The sequence below is a fragment of the Vibrio sp. K4 genome, assembly GCF_051122595.1.
Lineage (GTDB): Bacteria > Pseudomonadota > Gammaproteobacteria > Enterobacterales > Vibrionaceae > Vibrio > Vibrio owensii.
The window spans coordinates 1,697,254-1,715,830 of record NZ_CP178577.1; the positions used below are offsets into that span (position 1 = coordinate 1,697,254).

An 18,577-nucleotide genomic window follows, 5' to 3' on the forward strand; every position below is an offset into this window, starting at 1 on the left:
GGATGAAACTACCTAAGCTACTTTTGTTGGCATCTGTGATGAGCCCAATGTTTGCGGCTTCGACTTATGCTGTGCCGTACCCATCGGGCGTGACACTCGCCGAAGCACAAGAGATCACGCTTAATAACGGTGCAGAAGTGACGTCTATCGATCCGGCTAAACAAGCAGCTGAGCCCGCATTTAACCTTGGTCGAGACTTATTCGAAGGGTTAACGATTCAAGACAAACAAGGAAAAACCATTCCCGGCGTTGCGAAATCTTGGTCGGTGAACGACAACAATACGGTCTACACCTTCAAGCTTCGTGATGCAAAGTGGTCGAATGGTGACAATGTCACTGCACAAGACTTTGTCTACAGTTGGCAGCGCTTACTCGACCCCAATACCGCTTCCCCTTACGCTTGGTTTGCCGCGATTCCAAACATCCAAAACTCACAAGCGATTATGAAAGGCGAAGCAACACCGCAAACACTTGGCGTAAAAGCGCTAGACGACAAAACCTTCCAAGTGACGCTTGAAAAGCCGATTCCATTTTTTATCAAGCTGCTTAGTCATCCGGTTCTTGCTCCGGTGCATCAAGCCACGGTTGAAAAATACGGCAGCAACTGGACGCAACCAAAACACATTGTTACTAATGGCGCGTTTACCGTTTCTGAGTGGAAGGTAAACGAAAAAATGGTGATGGTGAAAAATCCATATTATTGGGACGCAAGCAACGTCGTGTTGGATAAAATCACGTGGCTGCCGATTGGTGATGCCAATGTTGTGCTTAATCGCTATTTAGCGGGGGAAATAGACCAAGTGATGTCGATTCCTTCTGCGCAAAAGAAAAAGCTAATCACCAAGCTGCCACAAGAAGTCGCAGACACCAGTGCGTCACTTGGCTCGACGTTTTATTACCTCAACACCCAGCAGGGTCCAACCAAAGACCTGCGTGTTCGACAAGCCCTATCCTATGCCATTGATCGCAAGATCTTAACCGATGCGATTTTAAGAAACGGAGGTATCCCAATGTTTACCTTGGTGCCGCCACAAACCGATGGCTTTCAATCACACATCCCAGAATACGCGACATGGACAACAAATCAGCGTATCGACAAAGCCAAACGCTTATTGGCACAGGCTGGTTATAACAAAGCGAATCCACTCAAACTCACTTTCACTGTTCCTACCTTCTCTAAAGACGTGAAAATGGCAACAGCAATGGCAGGCATGTGGAAAAGCCGTTTAGGTGCGCAAATCACCATCAAACAACTCGAGCCTAAAGTGTTCTACGCATTAAAAGAGCCAACTGAAATCACTCGTGGCGGCTGGACCGCAGACTACAACGAAGCTTCAACATGGCTCGATATCTTCGTCTCCAATGGCGAGTACAACGATTCACGCTACAACAACCCCAAATATGATGAGTTGATGTCGCGTTCTAAAACCATGAATGATCCATCAAAGCTGTATCTAGAAGCAGAAAGCATGCTGATTGAAGATATGGCGATTATCCCGGTTTACCGTCCAGGCAACGATCAATATTTGATCAAGCCTTATGTTGGTGGCTACGAGCGTACTAACCCCGAGTCCTCGTACTACCGCAAGAATGTCTATGTGAAAGTCCACTAATGGCATGCTTTCGGCCTGAGTCGGCTCGGTAACACGCACTGACATTGCGAGTACATGGCATATCGTGTCGAACTTCTCTTCTCTCGGTGATGAGCTCAGGCCAATTTTTTCTCTTTCTCGACGTGACGACATGTGACGTCGAATGACCAAAGGATGATGGATCATGATTTGGTACATTCTCAGACGATTAGCCATCGCGATTCCGACGTTGTTGTTTATCGCTTTGGTCTCTTTTTGGTTGATGCATATCGCACCCGGCGGACCGTTTGACATGGAGCGTCCTATGCCGGAAGTGGTTCGCGCTAACATCGAAGCCAAATTTCACCTCGACGAACCATTTTTGGTTCAGTTCTGGATTTATATTACCAACTTCGCTCAAGGCGATTTAGGACCAAGCTTTGTCTATCAAGACTTTACGGTGACTCAGTTGGTCGCTCAATCTTGGCCAGTCTCTGCCCTGCTCGGCGTTCTGTCTTTTTGTATCTCAGTCCCACTTGGCATGTTGCTCGGCACCATTGCTGCGTTAAAGCGCAATAGCCGTTTAGATTACGGGTTGATGACCCTTTCCATGACGGGTGTTGTTGTGCCTGCTTTCGTCCTCGCGCCAGTATTGGTGACGATATTTGCGATTCATTTAGGTTGGCTACCTGCCGGTGGTTGGGAAGGAGGACAACTCGCTTTTCTCGTACTACCAGTACTAAGCCTTGCGATTGGCTCTATCGCCAGTATTGCTCGTGTTATGCGCGGCGCCATGATTGAAACACTGAATCAACCTTATATTCGTACTGCAAAAGCCAAAGGGTTATCGACCGCATACATCTTGTTCCATCATGCACTGCGACCGTCATTGATCCCCGTCGTCGCCATGCTGGGTCCAGCTTTTGTCTCGGTTGTCACAGGCTCGGTCATCATCGATATCTTTTTTGGTACTGGCGGTATGGGTCAACACTTTGTCTCCGGCGCACTGAATCGCGATTACGGCTTAGTCATGGGTATTACTCTCATCGTTGCTTTACTGACGATCTTTTTCAACCTTGTGGTCGACTTACTCTACACCGTTATCGACCCGCGTATCCGAGTTTAGGAGCCGAGCATGTTATCGATTAAAAAGCTGGATACTCAATCCTTACAAGACCGAGTTGTTGATAATATCCAAGCTGTAGAAGGTCGCAGTCTGTGGCAAGACGCGTGGACTCGCTTTCGCAAAAATCGCGCGGCAATGACCTCCGTTTACGTGCTCGCGTTCATCATCTTGTGTATCACCTTTGGTCCTTCACTTGCTGCCTTTGGACATGATGAGATTGATTGGAACATCCTTGCTGACCCGTACGAGTTAGGGAAACCCTCTTTGAGCAGCGGGCACTATTTTGGTACCGACGACCTAGGACAAGACCTATTTGCCCGTACGATGCAAGGTGGTCGCCTGTCGATTTTAGTTGGCTTTGTTGGTGCCTTGGTTGCCGTTGTGATTGGCACTATTTGGGGCAGTATTTCTGGCTATCTTGGTGGTATGGTAGACAGCGTTATGATGCGCATCATCGAAGTCCTCGACTCAGTGCCATTTATGTTCATGGTCATCCTGTTCGTGACCTTATTTGGCAACAACATCTATCTGATCTTTATCGTGATTGGCATGGTGTCATGGCTGGGTATTGCTCGAGTGGTACGGGGCGTAACCTTCGGCATCAAAAAGCGCGAATTTATTGAAGCAGCGCACTCCATCGGCGTATCTAAATTCACTATTGTGCGTCGTCATGTGCTGCCAAACGTACTTGGGATCGTGATGGTCTACTCCTCCTTAATGGTGCCCGGTTTCATCATGTTTGAGTCCTTCTTGAGTTTCTTAGGCTTAGGTGTTCAACCGCCAGACACCAGTTGGGGAATCTTGATTTCAGAAGGCGCAAAAACCATCGACGTGGCATTGTGGATGCTACTTTTCCCATCGCTGTTTTTGGTCGCAACCCTGTTTTGTTTTAACTTCATCGGCGATGGCTTACGCGACGCCCTTGACCCGAAAGATCGATAAGGACTTCCCATGCTATCAATTGAAAACATGAACGTGCGCTTCGATACGCCAGACGGACAAGTGCAAGCGGTTAGCAACCTCTCTTACGCGATTCAAGCGGGAGAAACACTAGGCATCGTTGGCGAGTCCGGCTCAGGCAAAAGCCAATCGGTGTTTGCGCTAATGGGGTTAACAGCTGATAACGGGAACGTCTCGGGCGAAGCGCGTTTTCATGACGAGAACTTACTCGCGATGTCGAAGAAGCAACTAAACCGCATTCGCGCAGAGAAAATCGGCATGATCTTTCAAGATCCGATGACCTCTCTTAATCCTTTTATGAAGATTGGCAAACAGCTCAGTGAAGTGCTGATGGTGCACAAAGGAATGAGCCGAAAACAAGCCATTGCAGAATCCATTCAGATGCTAGATGCAGTACGAATTCCCTCTCCGGAAACGCGCATGAACCAATATCCACACGAACTTTCTGGCGGTATGCGCCAACGTGTGATGATTGCCATGGCGTTGCTGTGTAAACCGGAACTGCTTATTGCCGATGAGCCCACAACTGCACTCGACGTGACAGTACAAGCTCAAATCCTGACGCTCTTGCGTGAGTTACAACAAGAGTTCAACACCGCCATCTTGCTCATCACTCACGATATGGGCGTGGTCGCTGAAATGTGTGACCGAGTTTTAGTCATGTACGGCGGACAAAAAATGGAACAAGCCGATACGGACACCTTATTCGCCCAGCCAGCTCACCCGTATACTCAAGGGCTTCTAAAGGCGATCCCATCGATTACCGAAGACATGCCTCGTTTACCAACTATTGCAGGTAACCCTCCAAGCGCTTTGATCAATCACAAGGGCTGCCCGTTTAGAGATCGCTGTGACTATCGTGAACCACGTTGCCAAACACAGACGCCTCGGTTCGCGCCCCTTAACGGACGCCAATCCATCGCCTGTCATGTCAAAGCGCAAGGCAGTATTTCTCTTATTCATCAATCGGCTTAAGGAAACGTTATGACCCAACAAGAAGTGTTATTGTCTGCCCGCGACCTGAAAGTCCACTTTCCAGTATCGCGCCATATCATTCCTAGTCGAAGAAAGATCGTCAAAGCGGTGAATGGCATTGACTTAGATGTGTACCGAGGTGAAACCCTTGGCATTGTCGGCGAATCCGGCTGTGGTAAGTCCACATTGGCGCGCGCCCTACTTCGGTTGGTTGAACCGACATACGGCACCCTGACGTGGAAAGGTGAAGATATGCGTGGCTTTGGCAAAAACGCACTCGCCCTTCGTCTCAGAATGCATTGCCGAACCACTGCTAACACACGAACCAGGGCTTAAACGTGCCGAAGTTGAAAAGCGAGTCATCGCCATGATGGACAAAGTAGGACTGCTCGCAAGCCAGCGTAACCGCTATCCGCATGAGTTTTCTGGTGGTCAGTGTCAACGTGTCGGCATCGCACGTGCGTTGATTCTTAATCCTGACTTGGTGGTTTGTGATGAACCCGTTAGCGCACTTGATGTGTCCATTCAGGCGCAAGTGATCAATCTACTCGATGACCTCAAACAAGAGATGGGACTGACACTGGTAATGATTGCTCACGACCTCAGCGTGGTACGTCATATTAGTGATCGCGTAATGGTGATGTATTTGGGTAAGCCGATGGAAGTCGGACGTTACGATCAAGTATTTGATGATGCGCAGCACCCTTATACCAAAGCGTTGCTTTCTGCGGTGCCAATCGCCAACCCTCAACTAGCACGCAACCGCGAGATCCAATTGCTGCCCGGCGATCTCCCTTCCCCGCTCAGCCCTCCGAGCGGTTGCGTCTTTCGAACCCGATGTCCAGAAGCGACGCAACTCTGCGGGCAGCAAAGCCCTGCAAAAATTGGCTCTGAGCAACATCATATCTATTGTTCAAACATGATTTCAGGAAGTCTTTCATGAATACAACAAACTCGGTAAATCAACGTCTTTCATCGCTGCGAGATGCGATGGCAACTTATCGCGTTGCAGCTTATATCGTAACGAATAACGATCCTCACAATAGTGAATACTCTGCGGATCATTGGGCTGGTCGAACATGGATTTCTGGTTTTACCGGTTCGGCAGGCAACGTTGTCATTACCACTCAAGGCGGTGGATTATGGACCGATGGTCGCTACTACATTCAAGCTGAAGAACAGCTTCATGGTACTGGACTCAACCTATTTAAAGCGCGTCAACCAGAGACGCCAAGCATTCCAAAATGGTTAGCCAGCACGTTAGAAGCCGACAGTACCATCGCGGTAGATGGGCGCTCTATCAGCTATGCATTTTACCAAGAACTCAAACAAGCGCTTGAGCCTAAAAACATCCAGATTATCCTCGATCTCGACTTACTGACACCGATCTGGCATGACCGCCCTAGCAGACCAACTGAGATGATCTTTGAGCACCCTGTCGCCTTTGCCGGCATAGAGACCAAGCAAAAGTTAGCTGACCTTCGTTCTTGGCTTGGCGACAACCGCGTTGACAGTTTATTGGTGTCAACGTTAGACGATGTAATGTGGACGCTAAACATTCGCGGCGCAGATACTCCTTACTGTCCAGTATCTGAAGCGTATCTTGTGGTGGAACAAACGCGCGCGACCGCATTTATCGACAAAGCGAAGTTACCAGCTGAGATAGAAAAGCAACTCAACGAGCAAGGTGTCAGCGTTCGTCATTACGAATACGTAAGCCAATATTTGAATCAGCAATGTGAAGGGCTTTCTCTTGCGTTTAACCCAAGCTACACCGACAGTTTATTGGTCAGTGCAATTGAGCAAAACGTTTCACTAAAGCCAATGGCTTGCCCGGTCACCGACATGAAAGCCAGCAAAAACCCGACCGAGCTAGCCAATCTCGAACAATCATTGAAGGACGATGGTGTGGCAGTTGTCAGGTTCATGAGTTGGCTAGAAGACCAAGTCCCAAGTGGGCTTGTTACTGAATTGTCTGCTGAGGCGCAGTTAAAAAGTTATCGCCGCCAAACTCGCCATTATGTGAGCGACAGTTTTCGCACCATCGCCGGCTTTGCTGCCCATGGTGCCAAAATGCACTACGCTGCCGATGAAGAAAGCAATGCCGTCGTCAACGAGAGCAATTTCTTTCTTGTTGACTCTGGCGGTCAATACCTTGGCGGCACTACGGATATCACCCGTACTTTCCATTTCGGGTCACCGACCATTAAACAGCGCAAAGACTACACCTTAGTGCTCAAAGCGGTCATCCGACTGACTCAGACTCGATTTATGAAAGGCTCTACGGGTGCCAATCTCGACATCATGGCTCGCGGTGTGTTGTGGCAGCATGGTATTGATTATAAATGCGGCACGGGACATGGCGTTGGTATTTGCTTAAATGTTCATGAAGGTCCACAAAATTTTTCGCAAAGCCATCGCGAAGTGGAACTGAAACCAGGCATGGTGATCACCAACGAGCCGGGCGTGTATCGCGAAGGTGAATACGGCGTTCGTATCGAGAACATCATGAAAGTCGTGGAGGTCGAGCAAAACGAATTTGGCACATTTTACGGTTTTGAGACCATTACCCTAGCTCCGATAGCCACCAGCATGCTCGATATCACCTTACTTAGCCAAGACGAGGTGGATTGGTTAAATCACTATCACACGCAGGTTTACAAAGCGCTCAGCCCATCATTAGATGCGCATGACAAAACTTGGTTACAAGGTGCAACCCAGATGGTTGAAAAATAGCGTTTTCTTCATCTCCAATTTCATTTTCATTTCAAACTCTTGTTAACTTCAAATAACTCAGTTTGATTGCCAGTCCTCGGGCTGGCTTTTTTCTTCTCACTGATTCAGTCCTCGCTAAAAATCCCTTTTTTCTTAGAACAACATGCCATTCGCATACATAGGAAACATCATTTTGTATAGATAGATAAATATGAATTTGGACATAAGATACCAATCTAATTTCGCGATCAAATCAGAGCTGGAAGCGAAATCACAAGCGCAATTCATGCTATCTATTTTGCCGTCAATTCCCATCAGATAATCAAATCTGTAAGCCACTCACATTGAGATTGCTTATGTAATCCCCTCCATACAGTGTCGAGCTTCTGGCGACACATAAATGTCTATTCCATTGGCAAAAGTAGAGTCTAATATGAAGAAAAACACGCTCGCTTGGCTGATCTCATCCTTATTAGGAAGTACAGCCGCTTTCGCAAACGCGAACCACGACCTAACCTTGGTCGAAGTCGGTAACCAAACCTTTGAACGCATAGAAATGCTCAAGCAGTTAGCAGACAAAGGTCAAGGCACGTCCCAGCGTGATGGCGAAACCTACCTTGATTTTCAAGGCTATGAATACTGGGTTAACTTTGATGGCTACCCTAAGTTCCCATTCTTATTCGGCGATCAAGACCAAGCCTACCGCAATGTGGTGGACTTCGTCGGTCCTGAATGGGAATTCATCATGTACAACGGTGGCTTCTACCTGATGCACAAAGAGTTTGGCGTGATGAACCCAGACGACACAGGTTGCTACGTAGAATATATCCCTGCAGCTCGAGGCTCTAAGGGTCCAAATGGCGAATACATTTGGCAGTCAGATATGATTCAAAACATCGAGACTTCTGACTGTGGTGACCTATCTGCGCCAAGCATCAATGCATTGAACGTACCCAGCGTTTCAGATCAAGGTGTTCAGCTAAAATGGGCTATGCAAAACACGAATGACAATGTGGTTTTGACGTTGACCGAATCAGGTTCAGAGCCCGTTCGTTATGACAACGTTCAATCTGGCTTGTTCATTGGTAACCTGAAACCAGACACTCGGTACACGGCGGAGCTTTCTTCGTGTAATGCGATTGATTGTATCGAGCCACAAAAGATTGAGTTCACGACAAGTGCGGCACGCCTCGGTTACGCAGACGAATTAACGCTAGTAAATCACTTGAATGGCGATTTGATTGGCTCTATCCATTTTGCTCAAACCCATACGACCACCGCCCCGAATCAAAACGATGTGAACCTGTTCCCTGACTTGGTGATCGACCGTGAAGCTCTGCTTTTATTCACGCCAGAAGACAAAAACGTTCAACAAGTTTGGGTAGAAGTGAGCTTTGAAGGCACTGTAATCACTCGCCTTCCAATGCTGCCACCAAGCGCGCTTGCGGCTTCTGATCAGCCAGAGAATGGACGCTCTAAAGTGGTATTCTCCCATCACGCGTGGTCACTGCCGCTGCAATGGGATTGGATGAAGCCAGGCTTGTCGCTACGTTTAACCGATAACACTGATCGACAAGGCGACTTAGCTGCTAATGAACTTGTCTTTGGCGGCGCACCGGAGCTTATCATTCAAAACATCGACATGGGTATGCTCACGGCGCCGCGTGATGGCAACACCATGATCAAAAACATGGCAAAACTCAGCGCCGATTACTTCCAGAAAATCCCAGCATCTAAACTGGTGATGGCGGATTACACTGCCGCTTATTTCCCGAAAGTGACGCTGCCAAATGGTAAGGTTTACACCACAAGCTCAGACGGTGAAGGTGGTTGGCACGGCGGTGATATGCGTGAAGCCATTGGTAAAGCACTGGTATCTACAGGTGTGAATAATGCGAACGTTGGCATTACCGATAGTGCTGGTTATTCGCAAGCTTACAATAAGCGCTTCAATCACATTACTGCGCACACCAACCGCGGTGTGTACACCAACGGCATTATTGACCATGGCGGCAGTGGCGGAGGTGGCATCGTGACGTTAACAGCAACAACAGGTAACGAATGGTCGCACGAACTGGGACATAACTACGGTCTGGGTCACTACCCTTGGTATGCTTCCACGCACGATTTGGAATCTGGTTGGGGTTGGGATGCTCTGCATCGCCGCTTTATCGGTAACTTACACTGGACAGGTGAAGCCACGACTAACGATGTGGGTGGTGAAGTGGTACCACCATTTGCGGGTGAATTCCGCTTTATGCGTGACGCTCAAGCCGGTGGCGAAGCCGCACTATTAGGCACCATTAGTCATTACACGTTAGAGCACCCTTCTCAGTCTCGCCGTGTACAAACTTGGCTCAATAACGGCTTTAACGTCAATTTAAACAGCTCGACTGGTTATGTTCGTTGGAATCAAGAAAGCCAAAGTTACGAAGAAGCACAAACCGACACGCCAGTACCTAGCGCGGCAGGCGTGCCTGTTGTCACCATGTTGGGCATTTACGATCCGCGTAACGAACTTGCAAGCCAAGTTTACCCACTGATTTACTCCAACTACGGCAACGTGTTTGAGCTACCTTCTGCACCAGACGTAACTTCTCATCCGGAAGGTTGGCAAGCGGTGTCTTCTTTGTCTGACGAGCAAATTCAACAAGATTTGTGGCAGACGATGAAGGTCAACAACCAGCAGGCTCGTATTTGTCAGTTCACCTACACGGCAAGCAATGGCGAAAGTGCAAACTTCGTTGGTACAGTCAGTGCAGATATGGCGCGTTGTGAAAGCAGCGAAGACATGTACTGGAACATCAATGGTCAGCGTGAGCACATGATTTCTCAAGATCATGACTACTCACTGCTATCTAAATACGGAGAAGGTGCTGTGACTTACACGCCGAACGCCGAAATTGGCGAAGTGCCACTTTGTGTGCTTGATAAATCTGGCACGAGCCATGATGGTGCGGGCTACTTTACCTCTTCCCATTGCCAGCAGTTTAGTGGCGTGAAACACAACAACGGTGCAGATTGGCGTTACGCACAACATCAAGGTGGAATGCATCAACCGAGTATGGTCTCTCAACGTAGCTGTGCAGTTACGGTGGAGCGCCAGGATGGTTCAGTACAAAACATTGCGGTTGCAAGTAGCCGATTAAACGACTCACAAAGCAATAAGTTTCACTTTAACCTAGAGCAACTGCCACTACCGACTCGTGTCACCTTAAGTTGTACTGACGTGAATGGTGAACAAGTACTAGATAGCTTGATCCCTGATCAAAACCCAGCGATCGATAAGCTTGTTGGTCCTATCTTTGTTGGTCAAGAGCACGGTTACAAACAATATATTGATGAACAAGTCATGTTTGCCGACAACGCAGCGTTAAACCGCGTCGACTTTGGCTTTGTGGCTGACTTCGACAAGTTCGTAGCAAACAACTACGGAGCGGGTGTGCTGAACAATGGTGAGACAAGCGCAGAACGCCGCGCTGGTGCACTTTACGTGTACCCTAACCCAGTCATCGGCACTCGCGATTACTTCCTAATGCGTGATATCTCTGCGGCGGATTTCCCAACCAACCAAGCAGACAATGAAGGCTGGAAGTACCTAGGCTCAGCGGAAAACCATGTCCAGTTTGGTTTTAACCCACTGAAAGTCGATCGTAGTAACATCGACAATGCACAGCGTGTTGCCAGCTACTTCAATCAACGTCAATTGCTAACTTGGGAACAAGCGAGTTCAACAACATGGGGTCTATCTGAGAACGCTATTTTCATTGATACCGATGAAAGCGGTGAGCGCCGTTACTTTATGCAAAAACGTCCGGGAGTAAACAGCGCGTTGCCAGTTCAAAACACCTCTGACGCTGATTGGCGCTTTATTGGTAGCGATACGGATATTGAACAGTACATTGCTGATCTCAACAGTGACCTAGCTAAGTTTGAAGCCGAAATCTTAAACTGGCACAAGCAAGATCGCATGGGAGTTTGGGGCGAGAACAACAACACGGGAACGATAAACGATATTTACGTGTATCACTTCCGTGGTGGTTATCATTACTACCGCCTCATTGACGGCAAATACTGGTATTTCCCTTGGCCAACGGAGTCAAACCCGAACAACGCTGATTGGCAGTATTTGGGACACTTCTAAGCCTTAACCGATATTCAATATGAATAAAAAACGCCCAGCACAATGTAAACTCGTGCTGGGCGTTTCATTTTCTGTTGTTACTAGGACCAGTTGATCTTAATTAACAGAAACAATGTTTACTGACGACAACCTGAGGTATCAAAGTCCACTACAATCGCGGCATTTTCAAACTCACCAGAGACTTTAACGTACCCCCAGTAATTGCGCTGATTGGACAAGGTAATACACTCAGCATTACCCGCATTGTCTGACCACGCATGGTGATTTGAACCGTTTGGCCAACCATCATTGCTGTACTCAATTTTCAGGTCGCCTACCCCATTTGCCGTGGTGATTGCCATACTGGTGTGCTCATTGACCGCTGGGATACTCAACCAAATGGTTTGTTGCGTCGCCAAACACGCTGCTTGTCCCGCAGTTAAGCGTCCACCACTGATTTTACTTTGCACTGCACAATCTTGTGGTAGCGCATCAGAACCGCCCTGCGCCGTAATGGTAAGACTGTGTGTCGTGCTTGCCGTTAGCCCATCATTATCAGTCACGGTTAAGCTGATCGTGTACTGCCCTTCACTGCCATATAGGTGCGACGGCTGGGTTTGTGTGCTGGTCGTGCCATCACCGAAATCCCACAAGACGCTGACGATCTTCCCGTTTGCATCCGTGCTGTTTTCACTGCTAAATGTAATGCTTTCACCGACTTTGCCCTCACTGTTTGCGGTTATGACTGCATTAGGAACATCACCAGAAACAAGAGTTTGTTGCCACTGTTCAAACTCGCTCTGATATAAGATTGCCCACTGATTGATGGTTGCTTTGTAATTTGCCCAATTGCCTTGACGAGTTTCTATCAGCATTTGATTAACGTCGTCTTTATGTCGCTCAAACATGAATCGAACCGCCAAGTAACCCCAACGATAAATTCTATCGACGTCAAAGCCATCATAACTGGTCTCAAAGATCTCGCTGAGCGTAAACGTTGACCCATCTTTGATGGTGTCTATCGCAGCTTGGTTATCGTTCTCCTTCGACACATATTCGGCAATGCCCTCACTCCACCACACGATTCTTTCAGTTGGATGACCGAAGCCGCCATAAAGGTCAAATCGTCCATCAAGGTAATGAACATACTCGTGCTCTAGGTTCCACACAAAGTGATCCGGATTGGCGTAAGGCGCTTCATAAGCAACAAAATTAGGGATGTTCCCCGGCGTTGATGGATCGCCCTCAAGGTACATCCCACCATTGTTGGTACTGATGTTAAAAATCGGTCCTGCGTATTTGCCGTAATCATCGCTTGAATCAAAGATGTTGACCTGCAATTGCGTGTTGTAGTCATCCGCAACAGGTTGTCTTCCTGTCTCAAGTGAAGTGTGGAAATACCCTTCTTCGTACCCCATCTTCGAACAAGCCGCGACGTGCTGCTCTTGCGTCATGTTCTGCGAAAATATTCGAATGGTAGGACTACACGTGTACGATTGAGAAAGTACCAAGCCTTTCAACTGGGACTCAAAGTTACAAATTCCATAGTCACTACAATCCGCGTAATAAGAGACCGTATCGGCAGCGCCAAGCCAAATGGCATCACCTCTACCGTACATCTCGTATTGAGCAAAGATCTCGGTCAGTTTGCTTTTCACTGTACTGGAAGCACTACCGGAATATTTGGTTAATCGCCCTAACTCACGACCAGCATTCGCTGCCATAAACTCATCACTCGCACCGATAGCTGACGAGCGTAACGCAAAGTCCCCTAGTGCCTTAACAAGCTCAGTCTGATTACCAATGGTTTGCACAAATTGTTCATTCCACTGACCACCAAACAAAATGGTAAATACGCCATTCACTGCATTCCGCATGTACCAGTTCTGAGCGTATTGACTGTCCCAGCGAGTGAGCCACTGCGTAACCTGTGGTAGGTAGGCATGCTGGAGCCCTGCACTGTCCATAGTGATAATGACTTCACTGAGCACCTTGCCATGGGGGTCACTGTTCTCATAAAAGTTCGCATTATTAACAAAGGCATCGACGGCTTCTTGTACTGCAGGTGTCACCCAAGAAAGAAACGAGACCTTGCTGTTGTAAAACTCAGCGTAATAACCCGCTCGTAAATACAGGAACAAAGCTTCAAGCTCATCACTGCCGCCCCCAGCGTAGGCTTTCGCTAAACTGGTCGTGTGCTTTGCAATGTTGTACATGTGCCCAGATTCGAACGCCGCTTCTTGTATTCGACTCTCGGCTGAGAAAAGCGCATTAACACAAGTTGATCCTTGGGTTTTGATTGCGTTGAGCACATCGTTGCTACTGTTCGAAGTGAAAGCTTCTACATCACACACGTTTGCGGCCTGCTCCGCAGACCGAGTAGAAAGGGTACGAAGGGTCGGTTTCGGTTGCTGGGGAAGCAGCTTAGTTGGTGCATAATCTGGCAACGCTCTATCATTACCGCTTTGATGAGCGTGATGTTGATATATTTCTGTGACTTGCTGCGATGGCTCACTTAAAGCAAGCGCATTCGTACTAGCAAAGAAGGTCGCCATTGCGACGGTGAGATTTTTTAGTTCCATCTTTATTCTTCTATATGATGAGTTCCTTAAATGCCGTTACCACTTAGGCATCACCATTTACTCTTCTCACGACAAAGAGCACTCTCATATAAAGCGCCTTGAGCTTTAAAAGAAACAATTCATTAACATTCAAGAGCTTTGGTCTCAGTTTCTAGTACTCAATCTGCCAGAAGACGAACTTTATAAAATCTATTTGCTTGATGAAGGTTTGTCGGCTAGCTATTAGTGCGGCATGTAAGCGAGCATTGGTGTTCATTTAAAAGCAAGTTACACTACGCCCTCTTTTCCTTTTCTGACGCATTCCCATGACTGACGCTGATATCGAGCTGCAACACCTTTGGTTAGAAGTTCAAGCTGAGCGCTGGCAAAACCTGTCACGCTTTTTGTTTAGCTATTACTGCTACAAACACAACCTCGTGAGTAAAACCAATAAAGTGTGTTGGGAAACTGCCCGAGCATCACTACCTTGCTCTAAGACGATTACCGAACGCAAACATGCGGTTGTCGAACCATTGATACCGGAAGATACGGTCGTTGGACTATTAAAAACCATCAGTAAAGATGGCGACATGAGCTTTGAAATAATGGCGAGCACACTCGACACATTTTTGCGCTATGTTGTGATCAGCAAACAAGAAAAAACCCAGCTTAAACCCAACATGCCAGCAAGTTGGTATCAGCAAGAGAGCAAGCCATTAATGGCACGTTTTGAGCTCGCGGGAATTGTCATTTAAGGTACGTCGATGCAATTACAAACCCTAGGTAAAGGACGCTTTGAGGCGCAATGGAGTGAAGATAAGCATCTCATCGAAAAAACGATCCGAGATTGCATCTGTACGCGCCGAATTTTTGATGAAAACGAAAAGCTCCTCACCCAAGGTGAGCATGTCGAAAACTTATACCTGGTCGATTCAGGGCGCATCTCTATGGGCGTTACAGCAAGAAACGGCAAAACCTTTCTGCTTGGTACGCTTGAGTGTGAACAACAAGTCTTTGGTGAGATGGAGTTCTTTACTGGCTACCGCTGCCAAATGGACATCGTTCCGGTAGAACCGGTTGAAGTTGCGATTATTGACGCGCAAAAGCTGCAAAAATGCTTGTTAGAACAGCCTCGACTGTCGCTTTACTTTGCCAGCGCCATCGCGATTGATTACCAAGATACGGTGGAGATTCTTTCTCGCCGATTACTTTACCCAATCACTTATAACGTGGCGTACGACATTTATCATCAGTATTTAAATGACCTGCCAGTGGATGGATTCCAAAAGAACTATTTGGAAGCGGAGCGATTTGCTACCTCAGACCGTGTGTATCGTCGCGCAGTGAAAGAGCTTGAAAACAAAGGCTTTATCGCTAAAGAAAAGAAAGGATTACGTATTCTCGACTTGGACGGACTGCGTAATTTTGTTGAAGAATAGCTGAGTTCTTCACTTATAAACGAGAAAAGGTCTGCACAGTGCAGACCTTTTTGTTCTCTTACTTAACTTCATTTAAGCGGTTTGCGTTTGCTCTACTGTCTTAAATTTCATTGAAACCACCAGCATTGCGACGACTACTGCGTAGATAACTGGAATGGCGTACATCACGGTTTGCAGACCAACCACACTTTCCATTACTGAACTGATGGCTGGGCTGAACATCGCGCCCGCACTGCCACTGATTAAGATGTAAGACACGTTCTTACTGGTTGCATTGCGCACAAACGATACACCATAAGCGATGAAAGCATTGTAAAGCGCTGCACAAGCAAAGCCGTAACCGTAAGTCAGGTATGACAGCCATTCTAGTTTATCCGTGGTGACGATAACGCTAGTGATCACCATAGCAACCGAGATGATAGTCAGTAGAAATGTCTGAATCTTCATGCGCGAAACAATCACGGTAGAAACCAATGCACCAACCAGAGCGGCAGACCAGTATTGAGTGATGATATTGCCTGCTTGCTCAAATGGAATATCAAACTTCTCTTTCACGAACATTGGTGCCCAAGTTAGGAAGGTGTACAACGCAAGCATACCTAGGAACAAACCTACGCCACCGCTGATGATGCCGAAGTTCCATTCAGATTTTGCTTCTTGCTCAGCGCCGCTTTCACCACCACATTGGTTAAAGTTGGTCAGCAGAGCAACAAACATAGTTGCCAACGCCACTACACCTACGCTCAGGTAGCTGATGCTCCAGTTCATTGCGTTCGTCAGTGCATAAGTGGTGATCAATGGGAAGACGACGCCTGCAATGTTAAAGGTCGCGTCTTGAACCACCAGCATGGTGCTTTGAATTTTGTCTTTCCATACCGATACCACGATAGTACCCGCGATACAAAGACCGACACCGCCGCAGAAACCAATTACGGTCATGCCGAGCATCACGATAAACAGAGAAGGCGCAACGTATAGGCTCAGTGCCGCAGCGGCAATCGCACCGTAACACAGCACGGTCATGCGTTTGATGCCGACTTTTTCAATCAAAAAGAAAGCCGCGATCGTGCCGGCAAGTGCTCCGCCGTTTAACAGCGAGAAAATCGATGCGACTTCGTTAACGTTCGCATCAAAAGTATTTGCAAGCGGTTCAACCAACATACCAAATTGGGTCGCAAAACCCGCCATGATGAAGTTGGCGAGAAAGCTAATTGCGGTGAGTGTTATTTTATTTTTCATAATTCACTCCAAGGGCTCATGAGATAGATGTTCTTAGTATTAGAGAGAGCCAGCGAGCCAACTCTCAAAGAAAACTTAATTGTAGGGTTAAGCTTTAATCGCAGTTTCCAGCGCTATTTCAATCATGTTGTTGAAAGAAAGCTGACGCTCTTCTGCTGTGGTTTCTTCGCCAGTAATGCAGTGATCAGACACGGTCAAAATCGCCAGCGATTCAATGCCGAATTGGTGTGCTAAGCCGTACAAGCCCGCTACTTCCATATCCACACCAAGCACGCCAAAGCGCTCTAGGGCTGGGATCATGTCTTCATCCGGATCGTAGTAAAGATCGCCTGTGAAGATGTTACCCACTTTGACATCAATGCCCTTCTCTTTCGCAGACATGTAAGCGTTGTGCAGCAGTTCAAACGTTGCAGACGTTGCCATATGGTAGCCACTGCTGCGCTTAGCATTCGTCGGTGAATCTGTGCCTGCCGCTTGGGCTAGGATAACATCACGCATGTGAACGTCTTTTTGCGTCGCGCCGATGCTGCCGATTCGGATGATGCGTTTCACACCAAAGTCATTAATCAGCTCGTGACCATAAAGCACCATTGATGGAATGCCCATGCCGTGCCCCATCACTGAAATGCGCTGACCTTTGTAATAACCGGTGTAGCCCAGCATGTTACGAATGTCCGTAACCAGTTTGGCATGATCTAGGTAGGTTTCAGCGATGTATTTCGCGCGTAGCGGATCGCCCGGCATGATAACAGTTGAAGCAAAATCTTCTGCAGAACCTGCGATATGAGCAGTCATAATGTTTTCCTCGTTCGTTCTGATGGCGCAATCATAATGAGGAAGCAGGACAAAGTTTCAGGACAAAAGTCCGGTTTGAAAGTACGAGCTCTCATAACTGAGCAAAGCGTCAGTATTCAACGAAAAAAGCGCCCACAAGGAGGCGCATTCGATCAAAAAAGTGAGTAATTCTTTGCAGAGAAAGCTCAGGGTAACCGCAAAATGGCTTGTTGCTTTAACCAGATTTATTCTTGAATGCCGCGGATACGCACGTTTCGTCTGCGCAGTATTTCTAGCGTGATGAGTAGACACACCGACATAAAAATCAACAGTGTCGCGACGGCAAGTATGGTCGGACTGATTTGCTCGCGAATGCCAGACCACATTTGTCTTGGTACGGTTTTTTGCTCCGCCCCTGTTAAGAACAGCGCAACCACCACTTCATCAAACGAAGTGCCGAAAGCAAACAAGCCACCGGAGATCATACCCGGACGTATCAGAGGGAAAGTCACATGCTTAAAGGTATATACCGGATTAGCTCCAAGGCTAGCAGCGGCTTTAACTAAGCTGTGGTCAAAACCACTAAGTGTTGCCGTTACCGTGATCACCACAAACGGTGTACCAAGTGCAGCGTGAGCCAAAATGATGCCGATGTATGTCTGGGACAGTCCTAAGCGTGTATAGAAGAAATACATAGCTGCCGCCGAGATGATCACCGGAACAATCATTGGCGAGATCAGTAGCGCCATAATAGCATTGCGAAACGGCAAATTACTGCTGGCTAATCCTAGTGCCGCTAATGTGCCAAGCGCTGTAGCAATCAAAGTCGCCATCAAAGCGATGAAGGTACTGTTTTTGAGTGCTAACAACCACTGCTCGTTGGTGAACATCTCTTGATACCATCGCACTGAATACGCCTCAGGATCAAGATTCAGCATGCCCTCAGTAAAGGTAAAATAAGGTGTGGCATTAAACGACAGAGGAATGATGGTTAAAATCGGTGCAATAAGGAAAAACAGCACTAAGCCGCAAAAAACTAAATACCCAGCGTAGGCAACTCTCTCGCCTTTGGATGCATAATTCGGCAGTCCCAT

Annotated in this window: 12 protein-coding genes and 1 pseudogene; 9 read left to right on the forward strand and 4 right to left on the reverse strand. The window is 47.5% G+C overall.

Features of this window, described 5'->3' with window-relative positions; all coding sequences use genetic code 11:
- Positions 1-2 precede the first annotated feature (2 nt).
- The 7 genes and pseudogenes from ACLIIY_RS07680 to ACLIIY_RS07710 all read left to right on the forward strand — a co-directional run bounded on the left by ACLIIY_RS07680 (position 3) and on the right by ACLIIY_RS07710 (position 11,491).
- Positions 3-1,613, forward strand: coding sequence for a peptide ABC transporter substrate-binding protein (locus ACLIIY_RS07680; RefSeq protein ID WP_434528450.1), 1,611 nt, complete (start codon positions 3-5; stop codon positions 1,611-1,613).
- A 163-nt stretch (positions 1,614-1,776) separates the two neighbouring features.
- Entirely contained in the window at positions 1,777-2,697 is a 921-nt protein-coding gene (gene oppB, locus ACLIIY_RS07685; RefSeq protein WP_434528451.1) for an oligopeptide ABC transporter permease OppB, read from the forward strand.
- Between the two features lie 9 nt (positions 2,698-2,706).
- Complete coding sequence (locus ACLIIY_RS07690) at positions 2,707-3,639, forward strand: ABC transporter permease subunit (protein ID WP_434528452.1); 933 nt, start codon at positions 2,707-2,709, stop codon at positions 3,637-3,639.
- 9 nt (positions 3,640-3,648) lie between these two features.
- Positions 3,649-4,632: an ABC transporter ATP-binding protein gene (locus ACLIIY_RS07695; protein WP_434528453.1), complete on the forward strand. Its 984-nt coding sequence runs from the start codon at positions 3,649-3,651 to the stop codon at positions 4,630-4,632.
- A gap of 9 nt (positions 4,633-4,641) precedes the next feature.
- Positions 4,642-5,575 (forward strand): annotated as a pseudogene (locus ACLIIY_RS07700) (ABC transporter ATP-binding protein).
- The gene (locus ACLIIY_RS07705) at positions 5,572-7,368 is read left to right on the forward strand and encodes an aminopeptidase P family protein (RefSeq protein ID WP_434528454.1); all 1,797 of its coding nucleotides are present in this window, start codon (positions 5,572-5,574) and stop codon (positions 7,366-7,368) included. Before ACLIIY_RS07700 ends, ACLIIY_RS07705 begins: the two are co-directional and overlap by 4 nt.
- Before the next feature lie 412 nt (positions 7,369-7,780).
- Positions 7,781-11,491 carry a M66 family metalloprotease gene (locus ACLIIY_RS07710; RefSeq protein WP_434528542.1) on the forward strand — a complete coding sequence of 1,237 codons (3,711 nt, stop codon included), beginning with the start codon at positions 7,781-7,783 and terminating at the stop codon, positions 11,489-11,491.
- A gap of 116 nt (positions 11,492-11,607) precedes the next feature.
- On the opposite strand, the gene ACLIIY_RS07715 is transcribed toward ACLIIY_RS07710, so the two are convergent.
- Positions 11,608-14,052, reverse strand: coding sequence for a collagenase (locus ACLIIY_RS07715; protein ID WP_434528455.1), 2,445 nt, complete (start codon positions 14,050-14,052; stop codon positions 11,608-11,610).
- A 305-nt stretch (positions 14,053-14,357) separates the two neighbouring features.
- Between ACLIIY_RS07715 and ACLIIY_RS07720 the strand changes: the two genes are divergently transcribed.
- Both ACLIIY_RS07720 and ACLIIY_RS07725 read left to right on the forward strand, forming a co-directional pair.
- Positions 14,358-14,786 (forward strand): hypothetical protein, encoded by a 429-nt coding sequence (locus ACLIIY_RS07720; RefSeq protein WP_434528456.1) that lies wholly within the window; start codon positions 14,358-14,360, stop codon positions 14,784-14,786.
- A gap of 9 nt (positions 14,787-14,795) precedes the next feature.
- The gene (locus tag ACLIIY_RS07725; RefSeq protein ID WP_005439924.1) at positions 14,796-15,470 is read left to right on the forward strand and encodes a Crp/Fnr family transcriptional regulator; all 675 of its coding nucleotides are present in this window, start codon (positions 14,796-14,798) and stop codon (positions 15,468-15,470) included.
- Between the two features lie 72 nt (positions 15,471-15,542).
- Here ACLIIY_RS07725 and tsgA read toward each other — a convergent pair whose 3' ends face one another.
- The 3 genes from tsgA to ACLIIY_RS07740 all read right to left on the reverse strand — a co-directional run bounded on the left by tsgA (position 15,543) and on the right by ACLIIY_RS07740 (position 18,577).
- Positions 15,543-16,709 (reverse strand): MFS transporter TsgA, encoded by a 1,167-nt coding sequence (tsgA, locus tag ACLIIY_RS07730; RefSeq protein ID WP_171370259.1) that lies wholly within the window; start codon positions 16,707-16,709, stop codon positions 15,543-15,545.
- 87 nt (positions 16,710-16,796) lie between these two features.
- Positions 16,797-17,504: a purine-nucleoside phosphorylase gene (deoD, locus tag ACLIIY_RS07735; protein ID WP_434528457.1), complete on the reverse strand. Its 708-nt coding sequence runs from the start codon at positions 17,502-17,504 to the stop codon at positions 16,797-16,799.
- A gap of 224 nt (positions 17,505-17,728) precedes the next feature.
- Positions 17,729-18,577, reverse strand: coding sequence for an ABC transporter permease (locus tag ACLIIY_RS07740; protein WP_434528458.1), 849 nt, complete (start codon positions 18,575-18,577; stop codon positions 17,729-17,731).